The sequence below is a fragment of the Pseudomonas sp. TE3911 genome (genome assembly GCF_054062775.1).
On record NZ_JBSSFP010000001.1, the window covers coordinates 1,949,705 to 1,966,538 of the forward strand.

Sequence of the window (16,834 nt, forward strand, 5' to 3'; positions counted from 1 at the left end):
TGGCAATTCAACTGGGAGCCCATGGACAGTTGTCTCGGTAAACCGTGCCGATAATGGGTTGAGCGGCGCGCCCCACCTGGCACGGGGTTGCAGCGCTAGGGGTGGGCCATGCGCTGTGACCGCTAGTGTGCCGGGTGGGATTTGGGTTTACGGCTTGATGTAAATCTGGAGATCGCCGGGGATACCGCCGCTGCCGACCGGTTTGGTGGGATCCTGTGGATGGCCCAGGACTCTGGTTCCGAAATGGTTCGTGGCGCTGGGCCTGTCAAACACACCAATGCCGATGCTGCCGGTCAACTCAGCGAGGCCGGGCACACCTTCGGAGGTGTTCATATGTGAATGCCCAACCAATGCAGCCCACTTATCAGCACCTGAGGTGGCCTGGATGGTTTCAGCGGCGTAATAGTTGAACTCTTCAAGCCGCGTGATCGACGCGGAGCCAGTAGTGGTCGGCTTCTTCAAGCCGCGTAGGTCTTTGTGGCGGGTGAGGTAGTAGTGATCAAGAGGCAAGACCTCTATGCCGTTATCCTCCAGCTTTTTGCGTAACTCTTGGAATGTCGGGCCGCTTCGAAGCTGCTTGCTTTGACCAAGGATGCCAATTCCGTCGTCGACAAGCCCTTGGGGCATATCTATCAACCCCTCGAAGTAAACTCTTTTAACGCCCTCGTTTTTTAGTGTGGCGACGTTATCGAACAGTGCCCGGAAGCTCGCCATCTGCTTGTGGGATTCTCCAAATACCACGCCTTGCGAGGCTTTCAACGCTGTTTCGATCAGGTCAGGGACAGGGACGTTGCCGGCGATGTGCGGGATGGTCGGTCGCGTCGGGAGGCCCGCCTGCTGGATGGCGTCAAAATAGTCCTTCATTTCATCTTTGAACTTTTGAATGGTCGCCATTTTGGTGTCGGGTTTGAAATGATCCGGTTCCAGTTTGCCGCGCATACTTTCTGCGTAGTCGCCGACGGGCAACGGCTTTCTGACTCGCACTGGGCGCGCGATGGAGGCCATAGGGTTGTATCGATGACGGTGCTGTGCAGGGGACGGGGAGTGGGTATGGGGGGAGCCGGGTGCCAAGGTGTCGAGCGGGTTGAAGTCTGCCAAAGGCGTGCCGTAGGGCTTCATCGCCGCGGGGTCGTAGGCATACCGTTGTCCGTTGGACAGGATGGTGTCGGCCCGGAAGGTCTGGTCGGCGATCTTGAAGGTGCCGTGAGTAATGGGCCCATGCTCGTTGGCGATGACCCTTGCCATATTAAAGGCCCCACTGGTTTTCTTGATGGTGTCGATGCCTTTGCCGATCAGCTTGGCGCCTCCCTGCACCAGATCACCCAGCCCGCTCGCTGGGTTGAGCTCACCGATGAGCGTGGTTCCCAAAATTTTTGCCACCCGAACCGCCTTGGTTGTCGCGCTGAAGCCCTTGACCGCGACGTTCCCAATTTTCGCTGCTGCACCTGCGCCGGCAGTGACGAATCCGAAAATATCCATCCCCAGATCGACAACACCGTCCAGGACGTTGCCGTTCTTGAAGTTGACGATGGCCGATCTCAGGGGAATCAGGTCGAGAAAGAAATCCGCCAGTTTCTCCTCGACGTCCATCTGTTGATCGTAGGTGGTGGTTCCCCTGGCCTGCTTGACCACGTCCTTGTTATCAATATCCAGGTGTTCGACAAACGCATCGGCAATGGATTGCGTTCGGTTGCTTGAAAAGCTGTCGGGAACGGACAGTGGATTCCCCGCAGTGTTGTTTGGCTGCCAAACGGTGTCATCGGCGTTGGTTGGGAGGAACTGCTCTATTGGATAGACGAGGTTTGACTCGCGATCACGTTCTTTGGTCAATACGGTGCCTGGGACCGTGGTGATGGAACCCTGCTTAAGGTCGATCGCGTAAACCGTTTCGCCGCTGCCCCCGGTGGCTTTAACCAGCAGTTGTTCGTTTTTCTCTACAAGGGTTCTGCCAGTGAACCCCATACCCAACTGGTATGTATTGTTTTGATAGAACTCCAGCTTCCCGTATTCCAGGTTTTGCCTGTCTGCCAGCGGGAGCTGAGCGATCAAGTGTTTGACCGTCGTACCAATGCCTTGTTTGCGTGAGTTGATTGCTTGGGAAAGTTGAGAATTAAAGACGGCGTTTACATCGAATGCCAGGGACTTACCTTCCAGTGCGTCAAGGATGCGCGGGTCTTTGGTTTCCCACGAAAACTGATCCAGCCCGCTCATGGCGATATCCAAGAGCGAATGGTGGCCTGCTGGCGCTCGATTGGGGTCGTAGAGCGGTTGCGCGTAGGGTTGGCTGGTGTCCTTGACCGTTAGCAGCTTCTCTTCAAACGGGACATCCTCGCCAAAACGTTCTTTTAGTTTGGCCAACGCGATGTCTTTACGGCTGGGCATGTCGGTTTGGATCTGGCCGGTGGCTTCTAGCCGTAAATTCGCTTGTTGATTGAAAGCGGTTTTGACCTTGTCGATGTCGGCATCGTTGTACCGATCGGCTTCGGCCTGGCTGATAACGCCGTTTACGACGCCCCAGACCCGCAGGGCCGCACTCTGCGCTTTTTGGGTGATGGACAGGTCTTGCAGGCTGGCGCCTTCAGCGGCCGACATGACCTGGGCAAAGGTCATGTTCGGCACCTTTCCCGGTGTTTGCGCTTCTATCGTCGCGGCGGCGATCGACAGGTTGAGCCACGCGGTGCTGCCATACGTCACCCTGGCCGGCAGGTCCTTGATCAGTAATTCGGGGGCTTTCCTTGCCAGAAGCACGTACGCGCCAACGCTGGCCATTGCGGCGGATGTTTTGCGTTTTTTTATCAGGTGTTGGCTCAGGCTGGTCACCACGGCCGACGCGGGTTTGCCCCAGTGGGCTTCCTGTGCGAGGTTGAAACTGGCGATTGCGCTGGGGTGGGCGTGGTCAATCGATTCTGGATCCAGCGCCAGGTTGATAGCGGTCAGCGTGTATTCGTTGACGCTGGTGTCAGTTGCAACGCCGTTCAATTTGGTCTGAATGGCTTGCCCCAGCGCCTGTGCCCGTGGGGTGGTCAGGATAGCGACCAAGGCTTTCGCCGGATCGGTGGCGGCTTCGCCGGAAGGTGGCTGGTTGCTGTTCAGGTATTCCAAAACGCCAAGGCTTACGCCTATGTGCGCTGGGTTCGGATGCTGCGCCACGTAGTGCCTCAGCGTACCAAGTAGCGCCTCTTCGTTGCGCATGCTCATTGGTATCGGCCAGGACAGCCCACCGCCTAAATTGCCCAGTGGATGCTCTAACGCCCGGTTGAACACGGCGTCTGCCAAGGCAATCAGGCCGAAATGGTTATTGGGGAGCATCAGGTTGTTGGACGTGATGTAGGCGTCGAGCGTGACGGCCGCGTCTGCTTCTATCGGGTAGGACGAACCCGGTTGAATATCCATCGGCGTCGCCTTCAACGCGGCGAGGATCGCTTGCGGTGTGGCATTCACACCTAAGCGTGTTGCCGTTTCGCTGAGTTTTTGTCCTAGGCTCCTGAGGTTCTGGTTGTCCGCCATCATCTGTTTCAAGCCAGTGCTGGCACGTGAGAGGCGGGGGGAGGACGCGCCGGTTTGGAGGTTTGCTGAAGGATTGCTGGCGTGTAAACCAGGCGATTGATTATTGATAGGCGGGGGCGGTAGGTGAGGCTGAGATGGGGTTTGAGTGGGTGTGTGAACATTCAACATGGGGTGGTCACCTTTTCAGACAAGCTGTAATAAGCGTCTTTCATGAGGAGGTTCCCTTTTCCTCAGACGTCCCCGATTGGGTGTAGAAAACACCCTGCGAGGTTCCTTGCGGAAATACCGAGGTCTGTAAAATTAAGTGTTGGCAACGGCGTGAAAAGTCTTTTATGAAACCGGTAAATCAGCCCTGTGTCTCGATGTGATGGCTCAGATTGCCGTAAGGCGTTTGCAGGTCAATCCGGCCCAGGGCGAGCCAAAGCTTTTCATCGCCTGTAATATGAGCGCCTGTCGGCCCGGCCTATGCCTGCCCCAGGGCCGGTGTTGGCAGGGAAGGCTTCAAACAATGGATACACTCTTCAAGTTCAGGAACTTGTCATGACCCAAAAGCAACGTTTGAAATATTCACTTCTGATTGCCCTGGCTGTATTGGGGACGATGTTTGGCCTGTCCTACTTGCAGAACACCGGGGTCATCAGTGAGAAAACTTTCCAGACCATCGCCATTGCCGTCGCGGTGATCGTGGTGGTGATCAACGGCGTCATGCGTCGCAAGGTCAAGCTCTGAGCGTGAAGGCATGGGCATGAAGCTCTGACTTCAGGCGCGTCCTTCGAGCACCTTGGCAGCCTCTTCGTGGAGGCTGTAACTCTTATCGGCATTGAGGGTGATCACGCCCTCGCTGCACAGGCGCTTGAGCACCTCGCGCACGCTGAGAAACGACAGCGGGATGCCAAGGTTCAGCAAGTGGCTGTGCACGCCGCGCACCCCGAGAGTGCGCTGGCTGTCGGCAGCCGTGAGCAGGGCGTCGATGACCTTCAGCCGAATCAGGCTGGTGCGCAAACCGAAACACTTAAGTAAGTGGCGAATACGCTGGTTGCCATGCTGTTCGGGCGCTTTGCCGAACACTTGCGTGCCGCCGCCAAAGTTGGCGTCGGCAACCGATGAATGTCCGTCCGTGGGCACTTGCGGGTTGTACATGCAAAAAACTCCTTATCAGAGCCTGATCAGGAAAATGATGGCGCTCTTACTAATAAGACGAACGAGCGAGCGAAATCATGAAGTGTTGGATGTAGAAATTTCGTCAGTGTCGGTTTTGTCACAACCAACGTCCTTCAGATAAAGCGGCCGCGTCGCTAAATTTCTCCCGGTTTTGTGCGTTCTTACGGTGGGGTAACTGCCCCCGGTGAGGGTGTTCAATTTGACTGTGGAGTCTGCGTGATTATTTCCAACGGGTTGTCCAGGATGGGTGTAGCAGGGCTATTGCTGGGGTTGAGCCTGGCCGCATCGGCGCGCGAGCAGGTGGCGCAGGCGTCGGCAGATATCCGCCGTACCAGTTATGGGGTGCCGCATATTCGTGCCAACGATGAGCGTGGCCTGGGGTTCGGCATTGGTTATGCCTATGCCCAGGACAACCTGTGCCTGCTGGCCAATGAGGTGGTCACGGTAAATGGCGAGCGGGCAAAGTTTTTCGGCCCCGATCAGTCAACCCTGGAAGAGCGCAACAATCTGGCCAGTGATGTTTTCTTTACCTGGCTGAATACGCCAGAGACGGTGGCGGCCTTTTGGACAGCCCAGAGCCCCGAGATAAAAGACCGTATCGAAGGTTACGTCGCTGGCTACAACCGTTACTTGAAAGAGCAGGGCGCTCCCGCGCAGTGCCAGGCGGCATGGGTACGCCCGTTGGTCGCTGAAGACGTGGTGAAATTGACCCGCAGGCTGCTGGTGGAAGGCGGTGTCGGCCAATTCGCCGAAGCGCTGGTTGGCGCGGCGCCGCCTCAAGCCACTGCCAGCGTGCAGCCCAACGGCAGGGCGTTTGAGTTGGCTGCGGCCAACCAGCAGCGTTTCACCCTTGATCGTGGCAGCAACGCGGTGGCTGTGGGCCGTGAGCGCTCGTTCAATGGGCGTGGGATGTTGCTGGCCAACCCGCACTTTCCGTGGGTGGGTGGCATGCGCTTTTATGAGATGCACCTGACCATTCCAGGCCAATTGGACGTGATGGGCGCCGCGTTGCCGGGCTTGCCAGTGGTCAACATTGGCTTTAACCAGCATGTGGCATGGACCCATACGGTCGACACGTCCAAGCATTTCACCTTGTACCGCCTCACCCTGGATCCGAAGGACTCGACGCGCTACATGCTCGATGGCAAGTCCGTCCCCCTGGAAAAAACCTCGGTGACGGTGCAGGTCAAGCAAGCGGACGGCAGTGTTAAACCCGTGGTTCATCCGGTCTATAGCTCGCAGTTCGGCCCCGTCGTGCAATGGCCTGGCAAGCTGGACTGGGACAGCCATTACGCGTTCAGCCTGCGCGACGCCAACCTTGGCAACGATCGCGTCCTGCAACAGTGGTACGCGATGAACCGCGCCGGCAGCCTCAACGAGCTGCAAACTTCGGTGCACACCCTGCAAGGCATCCCATGGGTCAATACCCTGGCCGCCGACGATCAGGGTCAGAGCCTGTACATGAACCTCTCGGTGGTGCCCAACGTCAGCGCGGCCAAGCTTGCCCAGTGCAGCGATCCACGTGCCGGCCTGCAAATGATCATGCTCGACGGCGCCCACAGCGCCTGCGCCTGGGACGTCGACCCACGCTCAGCCCAGCCCGGCATCTTTCCGGCTGACCAACTGCCGCAACTGGAGCGCACTGACTATGTGCAGCACTCCAACGATTCGGCCTGGATGGTCAACCCCAAGGCGCCGCTGGCAGGTTTCTCACCGGTGATCAGCCAGGACAACATCGGCCTGGGCCCGCGAGCGCGGTTTGCCCTGCAGCGCCTGCAATCCCTGGATAAGCAACCGATCAGCGTTGCCGACCTGCAAAACATGGTGATGGACAACGAGGTGTACCTGGCCGGCCAGGTCATGCCGGATTTGCTGGCGTTCTGCGCCAAACACCTCGGCACCGATGCGGCGGCACTGAAGCCGCTGTGCACCAGCCTTAAAGACTGGGACCGGCACGCCAACCTCGACAGCGGCCTGGGTCTGGTGCACTTCATCAACCTGGTGGAGCAGCTGGAGCAAATCCCTGATGCCTGGCGCGTTGCCTTCGACCCGGCCCAACCGCTGACCACACCGCGCGGCCTGGCCATCGACCGTGCCCCGGTCGCCAAGGCCCTGCGCGAAGCCATGCTGGCCTCTGCCGCAGACGTCGCCAAGCTCGGCCTCAAGCCCGGCAGTAAATGGGGCGATGTCCAAGTCTCCGGCCAAACCCCGATCCACGGCGGCCCGCAGGAACTGGGGATCTACAACGCCATGCAAACCGTGCCCCGTGCCGATGGCAAGCGCGAAGTAGTCAGCGGCAGCAGCTACCTGCAAATCGTCACCTTCGACGACCAAGGCCCACACGCCCAGGGCGTACTGACGTTCTCCCTGTCCAGCAACCCCGCATCGAAATACGCCAAGGACCAGACCCAAGCGTTCTCCGAGAAAAAACTGCGCTCACTGCCGTTCACCGACGCCCAGATCAAGGCCGACCCGCAATACCAGTCGCAGCGCATCAAGGAGTAGGGCAGGCACGCAACCCCTTGATGCCAATGCGAAATATTTTTGAAATCAAGGGGTTGCAGGCATTGGCAAATGAGTACATAATGGCGCCCATCGAACGCAACGAAGCATTAAAAACTTCAATGTATTCAATGAGTTAGAGTAGAGGCATGGCTTTGTAGCCCACTCAAGTTTTTATGCGGTGAATGTCAGCAACCAGGGCATTAATCGTTTGAGGCCGAGTAGCAAAATGGTTATGCAGTGGATTGCAAATCCACCTACGCCGGTTCGATTCCGACCTCGGCCTCCACTCTTGAAAACCCCGTAGATTAACGTCTACGGGGTTTTTTTATTGTCTGGTGAAAAGTTGGAGTCGTTCACTCGGTTAGAATCATTCTTTGCCCAGTCAGGAGTCTTCTTATGAAATGGATCAGATACTTCAACAGCGCCGCTGAGCGATACGGCAGCAGATTTTCAAACCTGCAAATCCGCCTCTTGGCTGCATTCCTGCTGGTCGTTCACTGTTTGATGCTTTGGGCTATTCCCAGCTACACCTCGACGTTTCTCGGCGCGTTCGCAGCCACGCTTGGCGCGCTGACGGTGTTCCGGCCAGACCCGCCGCGTTGATTCACGACCGGTTGATGCGCAGCCCCTTAACCTCATCCGCATACGCCGCTAGTTTTGCCTGTTGATTTGCCAGCAGCGCGCACATTCTCATCAATGCTGCCGCCTCATCCGGCGTTCTGCCTTTGGACGCCAGGGTGGTCAACTCCATGACTGACCATCCAATAACAGCCGCGGCATCTTCAAGGTCGTAGAACAATTCCTGCTGGGCGGTTCTGGGCCCGTCGAGGCCCTGTATCAAGTCTTCCATTTATTTCTCCGTTTGGTGCCGATTCAGCTCAAGGCCCATGACAACCATCCCGACTTCCGCCAAATCCGTATCGAATGGGATCTCACCGATCTGCCGGAACCCAAACGCTTCGTAAAACCGTCGGGCGTTTGAATTGCTCTTGAGCACATCCAGCCACAGTAAGTGCTCTCCACGCTGCACTGCCTGATCGCAGATAAACTGCAAAAGTTGCTTGCCGTAGCCATGTCAGGCGGCGGTTTTGAGGAAATAGATTTTTTGCAGTTCTGCGCCCAGCTCACCGGTGATTGGCGTTGGTGTTGACCAGTTGACCTTGGAAAACCCAATGGGTGTGCCCCGTTCATCTGAGGCGATAAGCCATGACTGACGCTCGGGCAGGTCGAGTGATCGGCTCAACGCGTCGCGTGAGAAATCCTGATCCAGGAAATCCCGCATGCCATCAGGGGACCACAAGGACGAGAAATGCTGTTGATAGGTCTCGCAGCCCAATGCTCGTAGGCTATCGAGATCGGCTTCAGTCGCTGCACGAATATTGATCATCTAAATCGCCCCGGTTAACTCAAACCCACTGCTCATACGTGTATCCACTACAACACAAACCCTACCAAGACGTTACACGAAAGCCGTGACGGACTTCATTTACAGCGGTCTTACTTTACGTACACCAAACCTTGTAAAGCAGAGAGCGTTGTCATGAAGTTGAATTACCTTACCAAGGCGGCTGTTGTTGTCGCGCTGTTGTCCTCCTTGTCGGGCTGCTGGATGTTTATGCCTCCGGGCGGTGGTGGTGGCGGCGGCCATGGCGGTGGTGGTCATGGTCAAGGCGGCGGCCCTGGCGGCGGTGGTGGTCAGCGTTAACCGTTAGTCAACGAGAGCAGGTCATGAACAATGACCTGCCTTTTTTTTGCCTGGGATAAATCGCGGACAAAGAAAAGCCCGCGATGGGGAGTGCGGGCTAAAAGGGATGTTCATTAGGAGCTGGGTCTACCCTATTCGGTCGTCTGTGAAAGGTTTGTGAAAAGTGTACGCCTCAATCCGCGCATGGCTGTATGGGGCAGTGGAGGCCATAACCCACTACTGTCGCCTGCATACAACCCCTGTTTGGATGCTGCCTCATGTTCATGTCCACCAGCCTGCTCTCAGCCTTTGTGCTGTTCGCTTTCGTGTCCTCGATCACCCCTGGGCCCAATAACACCATGTTGCTCGCCTCGGGGGTTAACTTCGGGTTTCGCCGCTCGATGCCCCATGCGCTGGGGATCAGTATCGGCTTCATGCTGCTGGTGATTTCGGTCGGCCTGGGATTGGGCGAAGTGTTCAAGGTGTTTCCTTGGGCCTACACCGTATTGCGCTATGTCGGCGCCGCGTACCTGTTGTACCTGGCGTGGAAGATTGCGACGGCAGGCGGCATGTCCGACAGCAGTGACGAACACGGTAAGCCCATGACATTTCTCGGCGCCGCTGCGTTTCAGTGGGTGAACCCCAAGGCGTGGATCATGGCGCTGGGAGCCATCACCACGTACACGCCGGCCGAGGGTTATGTCACCAACGTGCTGGTGATTGCGTTGGTGTTTGCGGTGGTGAACCTGCCCAGCGTGTGCGTGTGGGTGGGCTGCGGTAGCGGCCTGCGCAATGTATTGCGTGAGCCGCGTTGGCTGAGGCTGTTCAACTGGTCCATGGCCGCGTTGCTGGTGCTGTCGCTGTACCCGATGTTGTTTGCCAGTTAAGCGCTAGACCGGTGAGATCGTCGCCAGCAGGCCGATGCCGATGGTCAGCACTAAAAAACCGAACAGGAAAATCGCCATCTTGGTCATAAGGCCTCCGAAGGGAAGGGAATAAGGATTGGGGGTATTGTCCGCCTTGAGCGCATTTCAATACAGGCGCAGATAACAAAGAAAAAACCGTATCAGATGGGCCTTGTACTGTTCTGCCACGGGCTTCCGGGGGCTGTGCTTTTTACAAGATCAGCGCCTGAGACAGCCAACGCATTTCCCCCTAAGATGGCGCCCACGGCATCAACAATAACAGTGGGCCAACCCTCGATGGAAAGACGTCAATTCAGCGGCGGCATGAAAGGCAAGAACCTGCGCTACCTCAATGAAACCCCGCAACCGGCATCGGTCACCCGTGTCGGCTTCCTGTTGCTCGAACACTTCTCCCTGCCGGCATTCACCCAGACCCTCGACACCTTCGTCACCGCCAACCTGCTGCGTCCCGATCTGTTCGCTTCGCGGACGTTTGGTTGGGGTGACGGCGAAGTGATCAGCGACCTGGGTCTGGTCATCCGCCCCGATGCGTGCCTTGATGCTGCTGCGCTGCATGATTTGGACTTGCTGGTGATCTGCGGCGGTTTTCGCACTGAACTCAAGGCCGGCGAGGATTTCATCCAACTGCTGCGCAGCGCTGGCGAGCGCGGCGTGCACCTCGCGGGGTTGTGGAACGGCGCTTGGTTTCTTGGTCGCGCAGGGCTGTTGCAGGGCTACCGTTGCGCCATCCACCCCGAACACCGCCCGGCGCTGGCGGAAGTGTCCAAAGCCACCGACGTCACCAGTGAACCCTACGTGATCGACCGCGACCGCCTGACCGCCTCCAGCCCTTCAGGCGCGTTCCATATGGCCCTGGACTGGATCAAGAGCCTGCATGGCAAAGCACTGGTCGAAGGTATCGAGGACATCCTGGCGTTTGAGGAGTCCCGCTACCGGCGTATCAAACCCACTGAAAATGTCAGCGTCAGCGCGCCGTTGCGTGAAGTGGTAAAGCTGATGGACGCCAACCTCGAAGAGCCTTTGGAACTGGACCAGCTCGCCGTCTACGCGGGTCGTTCCCGCCGCCAGCTTGAGCGGTTGTTCAAGGAACAGCTGGGCACCACGCCGCAGCGCTACTACATGGAATTGCGAGTGACGGAAGCGCGTCGGTTGTTGCAGCACACCGAGTTGTCACAGGTGGAAGTGCTGGTGGCGTGCGGATTTGTGTCGCCGAGCCATTTCAGCAAGTGCTACAGCTCGTATTTCGGCTATCGCCCCTCGAAGGAGAAGCGGTTGGTCAAATAGCCGACGCCGATCCGTTGTGGGAGCGGCCGCTCTGTTCAGAATCGATCCTGTCGATCCACGGCGTAATGACGGCTATTGCAATGCAACGAATGGGCTCCGTACCCCTCATATGTCTACGAGTAACGTTTCACGACGACAGGTACCGAGCTTATGACCGCTGCTGAAAACAACCATGTGAACTGGCTGGTAGAACAATCGATGCTGCATGCGGCCCGCCAGCGCGCCAAGCTCTATTCGGGGCAGGGCCGGTTGTGGCAGCAGCCCTTTGCACAGACACGGCCGCGCGACGCCACGGCGCTCTCGTCGGTGTGGTTCACCGCCTATCCGGCCTCGATCGTGACCCGTGAGGGCGGTACGGTGCTGGAGGCGCTGGGGGATGAAACCCTGTGGCATACCTTGTCGAAGATCGGCATCCAAGGCATTCATAACGGCCCGCTGAAAAAGTCCGGTGGGCTGAGCGGCACACGGCACACGCCGACCATCGACGGCAACTTCGACCGCATCAGCTTCGAGATCGACCCGCAGTTGGGCACTGAGGCGCAGTTGCAGGCGTTGACGCGCATGGCGGCGGCGCACAACGCGGTGATCATTGACGATGTGATCCCGTCCCACACCGGCAAGGGCGCGGATTTCCGCCTGGCCGAAATGGCGTACGAGGATTACCCCGGCCTCTACCACATGGTGGAAATTCGTGAGGAAGACTGGCCGTTGCTGCCCGACGTGGCCGAGGGCCGCGATGCGCAGAACCTCAGCCCGCTGCAAGTGGACGCCCTGCGCGACAAGCACTACATCGTCGGCCAGTTGCAGCGGGTGATCTTCTTTGAGCCTGGCGTGAAGGAAACCGACTGGAGCACCACGCCCGTGGTCATCGGCGTGGATGGCAAGCCGCGTCGCTGGGTGTACCTGCATTACTTCAAGGAAGGTCAGCCGTCACTCAACTGGCTGGACCCGACCTTCGCCGCGCAGCAGATGATCATCGGCGACGCCCTGCACGCCATCGACGTGATGGGTGCCAAGATCCTGCGCCTGGACGCCAACGGCTTCCTTGGTGTGGAACGAAAGCTCGATGGCACGGCCTGGTCGGAGAGCCATCCCCTGTCGATCACCGGCAACCAACTGCTCGGCGGGGCGATTCGCAAGGCGGGAGGGTTCAGTTTTCAGGAGCTGAACCTCACTGTCGACGATATCGCCTCCATGTCCCACGGCGGCGCCGACCTGTCCTATGACTTCATCACCCGTCCCGCGTACCAGCATGCACTGCTGATGGGCGATGCCGAGTTCCTGCGCCTGATGCTGCGTGAAATGCACCGTCAGGGCATCGACCCTGGCTCGCTGATCCATGCCTTGCAGAATCACGACGAGTTGACCCTTGAACTGGTGCACTTCTGGACCCTGCACGCCAACGACAGCTTCCTTTACCAAGGCCAGACCTTCCCCGGCAATATCCTGCGCGAGCACATTCGCGAACAGATGTACGAACGCCTGACGGGCGAGCATGCGCCGTACAACCTTAAGTTCGTCACCAATGGCGTGTCCTGCACCACGGCGAGCATCATCACGGCGGCGCTGGGCATTCGTGACCTGGACGCGATTACGCCTGCGGATATCGAACAGATCCGCCAGATCCATTTACTGCTGGTGATGTACAACGCCATGCAGCCAGGGGTGTTTGCCTTGTCCGGCTGGGATTTGGTCGGGGCGCTGCCGTTGGCGGCCGACGACGTTGAGCACTTGATGCAGGACGGCGACACCCGCTGGATTCATCGCGGCGCCTACGACCTGGTAGACCTGAACCCGGACGCAGAATTGTCGGCCGGCCAGATGCCGCGCTCGAAAAGCCTGTACGGCAGCCTGAACAGCCAGTTGCTGGACCCCGAATCGTTTGCCTCGCAGCTGCAAAAAATCTTAGCCGTACGCCGCGCCTACGACATTGCCGCCAGCCGTCAGATCCTCGTGCCAGACGTGGAAAACCCGGCGCTGCTGATCATGGTTCACGACTTGCCGGCCGGGAAGGGCACGCAAATCACCGCGCTGAACTTCGGCGCGACGCCGATCACCGAAACCCTCAACCTGCCGGGTATCGCGGCGGGGATGGTGGTGGACATCATCAACGAACGGGTTGAAGGGGACCTGACGGCAGAGGGTGAGTTCACCATTACCCTGGATGCGTACGAGGGCCTGGCGTTGCGGGTTATCGGCAGCACGCCGATGTAACCCCCATCCTCCAAGCACCAAATGTGGGAGGGGGCTTGCCCCCGACCCCCGATAGCAGTGGGTCAGTTATTAAATCAGTGACTGACACACCGCTATCGGGGGCAAGTCGAATCGTCGCACCGCCCCTCCCACATTTGAACCCGCAGTGTTTTCAGGCATGTGGCCGCTTTTCAGCCAACTGAAACCGATACCCCACCCCATACAACGACTCAATCGGCGTTTCCCCAGGGCACACCTGTTCCAGCTTTCGCCGCAGGTTGCGGATATGGCTGTCCACCGTGCGGTCGGTCACCACGCGGTGGTCGGAATAGATGTGATCCAACAATTGGTCGCGGGAAAATACGCGGCCGGCGGCGCGGGCGAAGGTGTTGAGCAGGCGCAATTCAAGGGGCGTGAGGTCCAGCGTGATGCCGTCCAGCGAGGCCTGGTAGCGAGCCTCGTCGATCAGCAGGCGTGGCGCGCTGGTGTCCAGTAACTGCGGGCTGCGGCGCAGGATGGCCTTGACCCGGGCCACCACTTCACGGGGGCTGAAGGGCTTGCAGATGTAATCGTCGGCGCCCAGTTCCAGGCCGAGCAGGCGGTCCACTTCTTCGACGCGGGCGGTGATCATGATGATCGGCACCGCGCTGAAACCACGCAGGTCCTGGCACAGCTGCATGCCGTCACGGCCGGGCAGCATCAGGTCGAGCAGGACTAATTTAGGTTCGTGGGCGCGCACGGCGGGCACCACGTGCAGGCCATTGTCCAGGCACAGCGTGGTGTAGCCGGCCGCCTCGAGGTAGTCCCGCATCAGGGCGGCGAGTTTGGGTTCGTCTTCGACGATCAGGATCGGCTGTTCATCGTTCATGGTTCACAGGCTCCGGGGCAGGCGCAGGATCAGCCACAGGCCGCCATAGGGCGAGTGGTCGGCAACCAGGCTGCCATCGTGGGCGTTGGCGATGCTGCGGCAGATTGCCAGGCCCAGGCCAGCGCCGCCATGCTCACGGTTGCGCGATGACTCGCCGCGGTAGAACCGCTCGAACAAGCGCGGCAACTGGTCTGCGGACACGCCCGGCCCGGAGTCGAGAAAGTCGATACGCACCGTGTCGCGGTCGACACCGACACTGATGCGCAACGTGCCGTTGACGTCGGTGTAGCGCACGGCATTTTCCAGCAGGTTGGAAAACAATTGCTGCAAGCGACTGGCATCCGCCAGCAACTCCACGGGCTGGCGCGGCAACTCCAGGTCGATCTGCAACTGGCGGGCGGTGAAGCGGTCCCGGTACATCGCCAGGCTGTTTTCGAGCAGGTCGTTCAGCAGGCATGGGGCCTTGCGGTAGGTCAGGGCGCCTACGTCCGCCAGCGACAGTTCATACAGGTCATCCACCAGCTTGCTGAGCATGCTGACTTCGCCTTGCAGCGACTTCATTGAGCTTTGGTCAAGGCTGCGCACACCGTCCTCGATCGCCTCCAGTTCTCCACGCAGTACCGACAGCGGGGTGCGCAGTTCATGGGAGACATCGGCCATAAATTCTCGGCGCATTTTCTCGTTGCGCTCCAAGGTGTAGGCCAATTGGTTGAAGTCGCGGGACAGTTGGCCGACTTCGTCGTCGGAGGCCACGGCTACGCGACTGCCGTAATCGCCGCTGGCCAGACGGTGGGTGGCGGCGGCCACGCGCTTGACCGGCTCCAGCAGTGTGCGGGCGATCCACCAGGCTATCAGCATCGCCAGCAGCAACGAGAACACGCCCATCACCAGGCTGGTGCGCAGTTGGTACTGCTGGAAGCGTTCGCCGCCGGCTTCGGTCACGCTCTGGAATGGCGTGACGGCCAGCCAGCCGACGGTTTCACTGTTCACCACCACGGGCTGTACCAGCGCATCTTCGCCAATGGCCGGGTAACCGGTGACGCGTTTCTTGTCTTTATCGAGGAGGGCGATGCGAAACAGTGCACCGGTCAAGTCCGAGGCCAGCGGCGGGCGCAAATCATCCGTCGCACGCGCGGCATCCGGGTCGGGCCGCATGACGTCAAACCAGCGATCCGGCCGATTGCGCAGAAAGTCCCAATTGCCCTCACGTTGGTAAGCCGTGGCCAGGCGCGGCACCACCTGGGCCATGCGCTCCATTGCCTGCTCATTGATAAAGCCCAGGAACCCCCGACCAAAACTCCAACTGGTGGCCAGGCCCATGCTCAGGATGACCAGCAACACACCGGCCAGCACCGCGACAAACAACTTGGTGGAGATACTCAACTTCATGAATGGGGGCCGTAACAAAAGGGACGCGTCCATTTAGGCCCCCACGGACGAAAGATTCAACCCAGGTCGGCAATCTTCAATTTTCCTGCACATTTGCCTTGCAGCATGAGGGTAAGGCTTGCACCACCCCGTCTTGCAGAGGCAACTATGTCGACCAAATTCTTCGCCAAATACCTGGTAACCGCCGCGGTTCTCCTGTCCCTCATCATTCTGGTGCTGCTCGGCGGCTGCTCGGCTGGCGACCCCGCGCCCGAAGTCGCTGCCCCCAAAGTCTCGGTGATCACCGTTGAACCCAAGAGCCAGGTGCGGACCACTGAACTGGCCGGGCGTACCCAGGCCTTTATGGTCGCCGAGATTCGCCCGCAGGTCGGCGGGATCGTGCAACAGCGCCTGTTTGTCGAAGGCGCCGAGGTGAAAGCCGGGCAGGCGCTGTACCAACTGGATGCGGCACCGTACAAGGCGGCGCTGGCTGAGGCCCAGGCGAGCCTGGCCAAGGCGCGCGCCACGTTGAAGTCGGCACAGACCACCGCCGCGCGTAACGCCCAGTTGGTGAAGATCGACGCCATCAGCCAGCAAACCAACGAGGACTCACAGGCCACCCTGCTGACCGCCGCCGCTGACGTGCAGGTGGCCCAGGCCGACCTCGACACCGCCCGCATCAACTTGGCCTATACCCGCATCACGTCGCCGGTCGCGGGGCGCATCGAAACGTCTACCGTGACACCCGGTGCGCTGGTGGTGGCCAACCAGGACACCGCACTCACGACCGTGCAGCAACTCGACCCGATCTATGTGGATGTGACCCAGTCCACCACCGAATTGCTGGCCCTCAAGCGCGACCTGGCTAGTGGCGTGTTGCAGGCCAACGGTGACGGCGAGGCCCGCATCAGCCTCAAGCTGGATGACGGCAGCGCCTACAACCACGACGGCCGCCTCAAGTTCAGCGGGGTCAGCGTCAACCAGGGCACCGGCACCGTGACCTTGCGCGCGGTATTCGACAACCCGGAGCATTTGCTGATGCCCGGCATGTACGTGCGCGGCGTGTTGGAGCAGGCCCGCGATGACCAGGCGATCCTGATTCCGCAAAAAGCCGTGAGCCGCAGCGCCAGCGGCGTGACCTCGGTGTTGCTGGTGGTTGACGGCAAGGTCGAGCAACGCGTGCTCACCGTTGACCGCGCCGTGGGCAACCAGTGGTGGGTGACCGCCGGTTTGAAGGCCGGTGACCAGGTGATCGTCGAGGGTGGGCAAAAAGTCCGCATCGGCGCCGTGGTCCAGACCCAGGCCGCAGATGCCGGCGCCCTGGCGCAGGAGGGTTGA

Annotated in this window: 14 protein-coding genes, 1 tRNA gene and 1 pseudogene; 9 read left to right on the forward strand and 7 right to left on the reverse strand. The window is 59.4% G+C overall.

The genetic code is table 11. From position 1 onward, the window contains the following. Nucleotides 1–147 precede the first annotated feature (147 nt). A complete protein-coding gene (locus tag ACVWXD_RS08880) occupies nucleotides 148–3,510 on the reverse strand; it encodes a membrane-targeted effector domain-containing toxin (RefSeq protein WP_457370875.1) in 3,363 nt (1,120 codons plus the stop codon). Nucleotides 3,511–4,047: 537 nt separating this feature from the next. On the opposite strand from ACVWXD_RS08880, the gene ACVWXD_RS08885 reads away from it, so the two are divergent. Further along, nucleotides 4,048–4,236, forward strand: coding sequence for a hypothetical protein (locus ACVWXD_RS08885; RefSeq protein WP_032885243.1), 189 nt, complete (start codon nucleotides 4,048–4,050; stop codon nucleotides 4,234–4,236). A 30-nt stretch (nucleotides 4,237–4,266) separates the two neighbouring features. Here the strand turns inward: ACVWXD_RS08885 and ACVWXD_RS08890 are convergent, their stop codons facing one another. Continuing rightward, nucleotides 4,267–4,647 (reverse strand): hypothetical protein, encoded by a 381-nt coding sequence (locus ACVWXD_RS08890; RefSeq protein ID WP_032885241.1) that lies wholly within the window; start codon nucleotides 4,645–4,647, stop codon nucleotides 4,267–4,269. Nucleotides 4,648–4,884: 237 nt separating this feature from the next. Here ACVWXD_RS08890 and pvdQ point away from each other — a divergent pair, with 237 nt between their 5' ends. The 3 genes from pvdQ (at nucleotide 4,885) to ACVWXD_RS08905 (ending at nucleotide 7,776) form a co-directional block, all read left to right on the forward strand. After that, on the forward strand, nucleotides 4,885–7,173 hold the full coding sequence (pvdQ, locus tag ACVWXD_RS08895; protein ID WP_457370876.1) for a bifunctional acylase PvdQ: 2,289 nt from the start codon (nucleotides 4,885–4,887) through the stop codon (nucleotides 7,171–7,173). A 212-nt stretch (nucleotides 7,174–7,385) separates the two neighbouring features. Further along, nucleotides 7,386–7,459 (forward strand) — tRNA-Cys (locus tag ACVWXD_RS08900). 110 nt (nucleotides 7,460–7,569) lie between these two features. After that, the gene (locus ACVWXD_RS08905; RefSeq protein ID WP_099602557.1) at nucleotides 7,570–7,776 is read left to right on the forward strand and encodes a hypothetical protein; all 207 of its coding nucleotides are present in this window, start codon (nucleotides 7,570–7,572) and stop codon (nucleotides 7,774–7,776) included. A 1-nt stretch (nucleotide 7,777) separates the two neighbouring features. Here ACVWXD_RS08905 and ACVWXD_RS08910 read toward each other — a convergent pair whose 3' ends face one another. The 3 genes and pseudogenes from ACVWXD_RS08910 to ACVWXD_RS08920 all read right to left on the reverse strand — a co-directional run bounded on the left by ACVWXD_RS08910 (nucleotide 7,778) and on the right by ACVWXD_RS08920 (nucleotide 8,560). Beyond that, the gene (locus ACVWXD_RS08910; RefSeq protein WP_032885235.1) at nucleotides 7,778–8,023 is read right to left on the reverse strand and encodes a hypothetical protein; all 246 of its coding nucleotides are present in this window, start codon (nucleotides 8,021–8,023) and stop codon (nucleotides 7,778–7,780) included. Next, nucleotides 8,024–8,236 (reverse strand): annotated as a pseudogene (locus tag ACVWXD_RS08915) (GNAT family N-acetyltransferase); the annotation flags it as partial. Nucleotides 8,237–8,248: 12 nt separating this feature from the next. Then, a complete protein-coding gene (locus ACVWXD_RS08920) occupies nucleotides 8,249–8,560 on the reverse strand; it encodes a GNAT family N-acetyltransferase (RefSeq protein WP_401381606.1) in 312 nt (103 codons plus the stop codon). A gap of 153 nt (nucleotides 8,561–8,713) precedes the next feature. On the opposite strand from ACVWXD_RS08920, the gene ACVWXD_RS08925 reads away from it, so the two are divergent. From ACVWXD_RS08925 to treS, 4 genes are all read left to right on the forward strand, one after another. Further along, the gene (locus ACVWXD_RS08925; RefSeq protein WP_163034964.1) at nucleotides 8,714–8,878 is read left to right on the forward strand and encodes a hypothetical protein; all 165 of its coding nucleotides are present in this window, start codon (nucleotides 8,714–8,716) and stop codon (nucleotides 8,876–8,878) included. A 257-nt stretch (nucleotides 8,879–9,135) separates the two neighbouring features. Further along, entirely contained in the window at nucleotides 9,136–9,744 is a 609-nt protein-coding gene (locus ACVWXD_RS08930; protein WP_095184677.1) for a LysE family translocator, read from the forward strand. Between the two features lie 342 nt (nucleotides 9,745–10,086). Further along, nucleotides 10,087–11,067 (forward strand): GlxA family transcriptional regulator, encoded by a 981-nt coding sequence (locus ACVWXD_RS08935; RefSeq protein WP_095184678.1) that lies wholly within the window; start codon nucleotides 10,087–10,089, stop codon nucleotides 11,065–11,067. A gap of 150 nt (nucleotides 11,068–11,217) precedes the next feature. Beyond that, nucleotides 11,218–13,281, forward strand: a complete 2,064-nt coding sequence (gene treS / locus ACVWXD_RS08940; protein ID WP_122680932.1) for a maltose alpha-D-glucosyltransferase — start codon at nucleotides 11,218–11,220, stop codon at nucleotides 13,279–13,281. Nucleotides 13,282–13,432: 151 nt separating this feature from the next. Here the strand turns inward: treS and ACVWXD_RS08945 are convergent, their stop codons facing one another. Beyond that, nucleotides 13,433–14,128 carry a response regulator gene (locus ACVWXD_RS08945; protein WP_122765210.1) on the reverse strand — a complete coding sequence of 232 codons (696 nt, stop codon included), beginning with the start codon at nucleotides 14,126–14,128 and terminating at the stop codon, nucleotides 13,433–13,435. A gap of 3 nt (nucleotides 14,129–14,131) precedes the next feature. Then, on the reverse strand, nucleotides 14,132–15,517 hold the full coding sequence (baeS, locus tag ACVWXD_RS08950; RefSeq protein ID WP_122757519.1) for a sensor histidine kinase efflux regulator BaeS: 1,386 nt from the start codon (nucleotides 15,515–15,517) through the stop codon (nucleotides 14,132–14,134). A gap of 147 nt (nucleotides 15,518–15,664) precedes the next feature. Between baeS and ACVWXD_RS08955 the strand changes: the two genes are divergently transcribed. Further along, nucleotides 15,665–16,834 carry an efflux RND transporter periplasmic adaptor subunit gene (locus tag ACVWXD_RS08955; protein WP_095184682.1) on the forward strand — a complete coding sequence of 390 codons (1,170 nt, stop codon included), beginning with the start codon at nucleotides 15,665–15,667 and terminating at the stop codon, nucleotides 16,832–16,834.

What these genes read in the sequence shown, in the direction of transcription:
- treS (WP_122680932.1), top strand. Translation starts at nt 11,218, where the DNA reads ATGACCGCTGCTGAAAACAACCATGTGAACTGGCTGGTAGAACAATCG.
- ACVWXD_RS08955 (WP_095184682.1), top strand. Translation starts at nt 15,665, where the DNA reads ATGTCGACCAAATTCTTCGCCAAATACCTGGTAACCGCCGCGGTTCTC.
- ACVWXD_RS08905 (WP_099602557.1), top strand. Translation starts at nt 7,570, where the DNA reads ATGAAATGGATCAGATACTTCAACAGCGCCGCTGAGCGATACGGCAGC.
- ACVWXD_RS08925 (WP_163034964.1), top strand. Translation starts at nt 8,714, where the DNA reads ATGAAGTTGAATTACCTTACCAAGGCGGCTGTTGTTGTCGCGCTGTTG.
- ACVWXD_RS08910 (WP_032885235.1), bottom strand. Translation starts at nt 8,023, where the DNA reads ATGGAAGACTTGATACAGGGCCTCGACGGGCCCAGAACCGCCCAGCAG.
- baeS (WP_122757519.1), bottom strand. Translation starts at nt 15,517, where the DNA reads ATGAAGTTGAGTATCTCCACCAAGTTGTTTGTCGCGGTGCTGGCCGGT.
- ACVWXD_RS08920 (WP_401381606.1), bottom strand. Translation starts at nt 8,560, where the DNA reads ATGATCAATATTCGTGCAGCGACTGAAGCCGATCTCGATAGCCTACGA.
- ACVWXD_RS08885 (WP_032885243.1), top strand. Translation starts at nt 4,048, where the DNA reads ATGACCCAAAAGCAACGTTTGAAATATTCACTTCTGATTGCCCTGGCT.
- ACVWXD_RS08935 (WP_095184678.1), top strand. Translation starts at nt 10,087, where the DNA reads ATGAAAGGCAAGAACCTGCGCTACCTCAATGAAACCCCGCAACCGGCA.
- ACVWXD_RS08930 (WP_095184677.1), top strand. Translation starts at nt 9,136, where the DNA reads ATGTTCATGTCCACCAGCCTGCTCTCAGCCTTTGTGCTGTTCGCTTTC.
- ACVWXD_RS08890 (WP_032885241.1), bottom strand. Translation starts at nt 4,647, where the DNA reads ATGTACAACCCGCAAGTGCCCACGGACGGACATTCATCGGTTGCCGAC.
- ACVWXD_RS08945 (WP_122765210.1), bottom strand. Translation starts at nt 14,128, where the DNA reads ATGAACGATGAACAGCCGATCCTGATCGTCGAAGACGAACCCAAACTC.
- ACVWXD_RS08880 (WP_457370875.1), bottom strand. Translation starts at nt 3,510, where the DNA reads ATGATGGCGGACAACCAGAACCTCAGGAGCCTAGGACAAAAACTCAGC.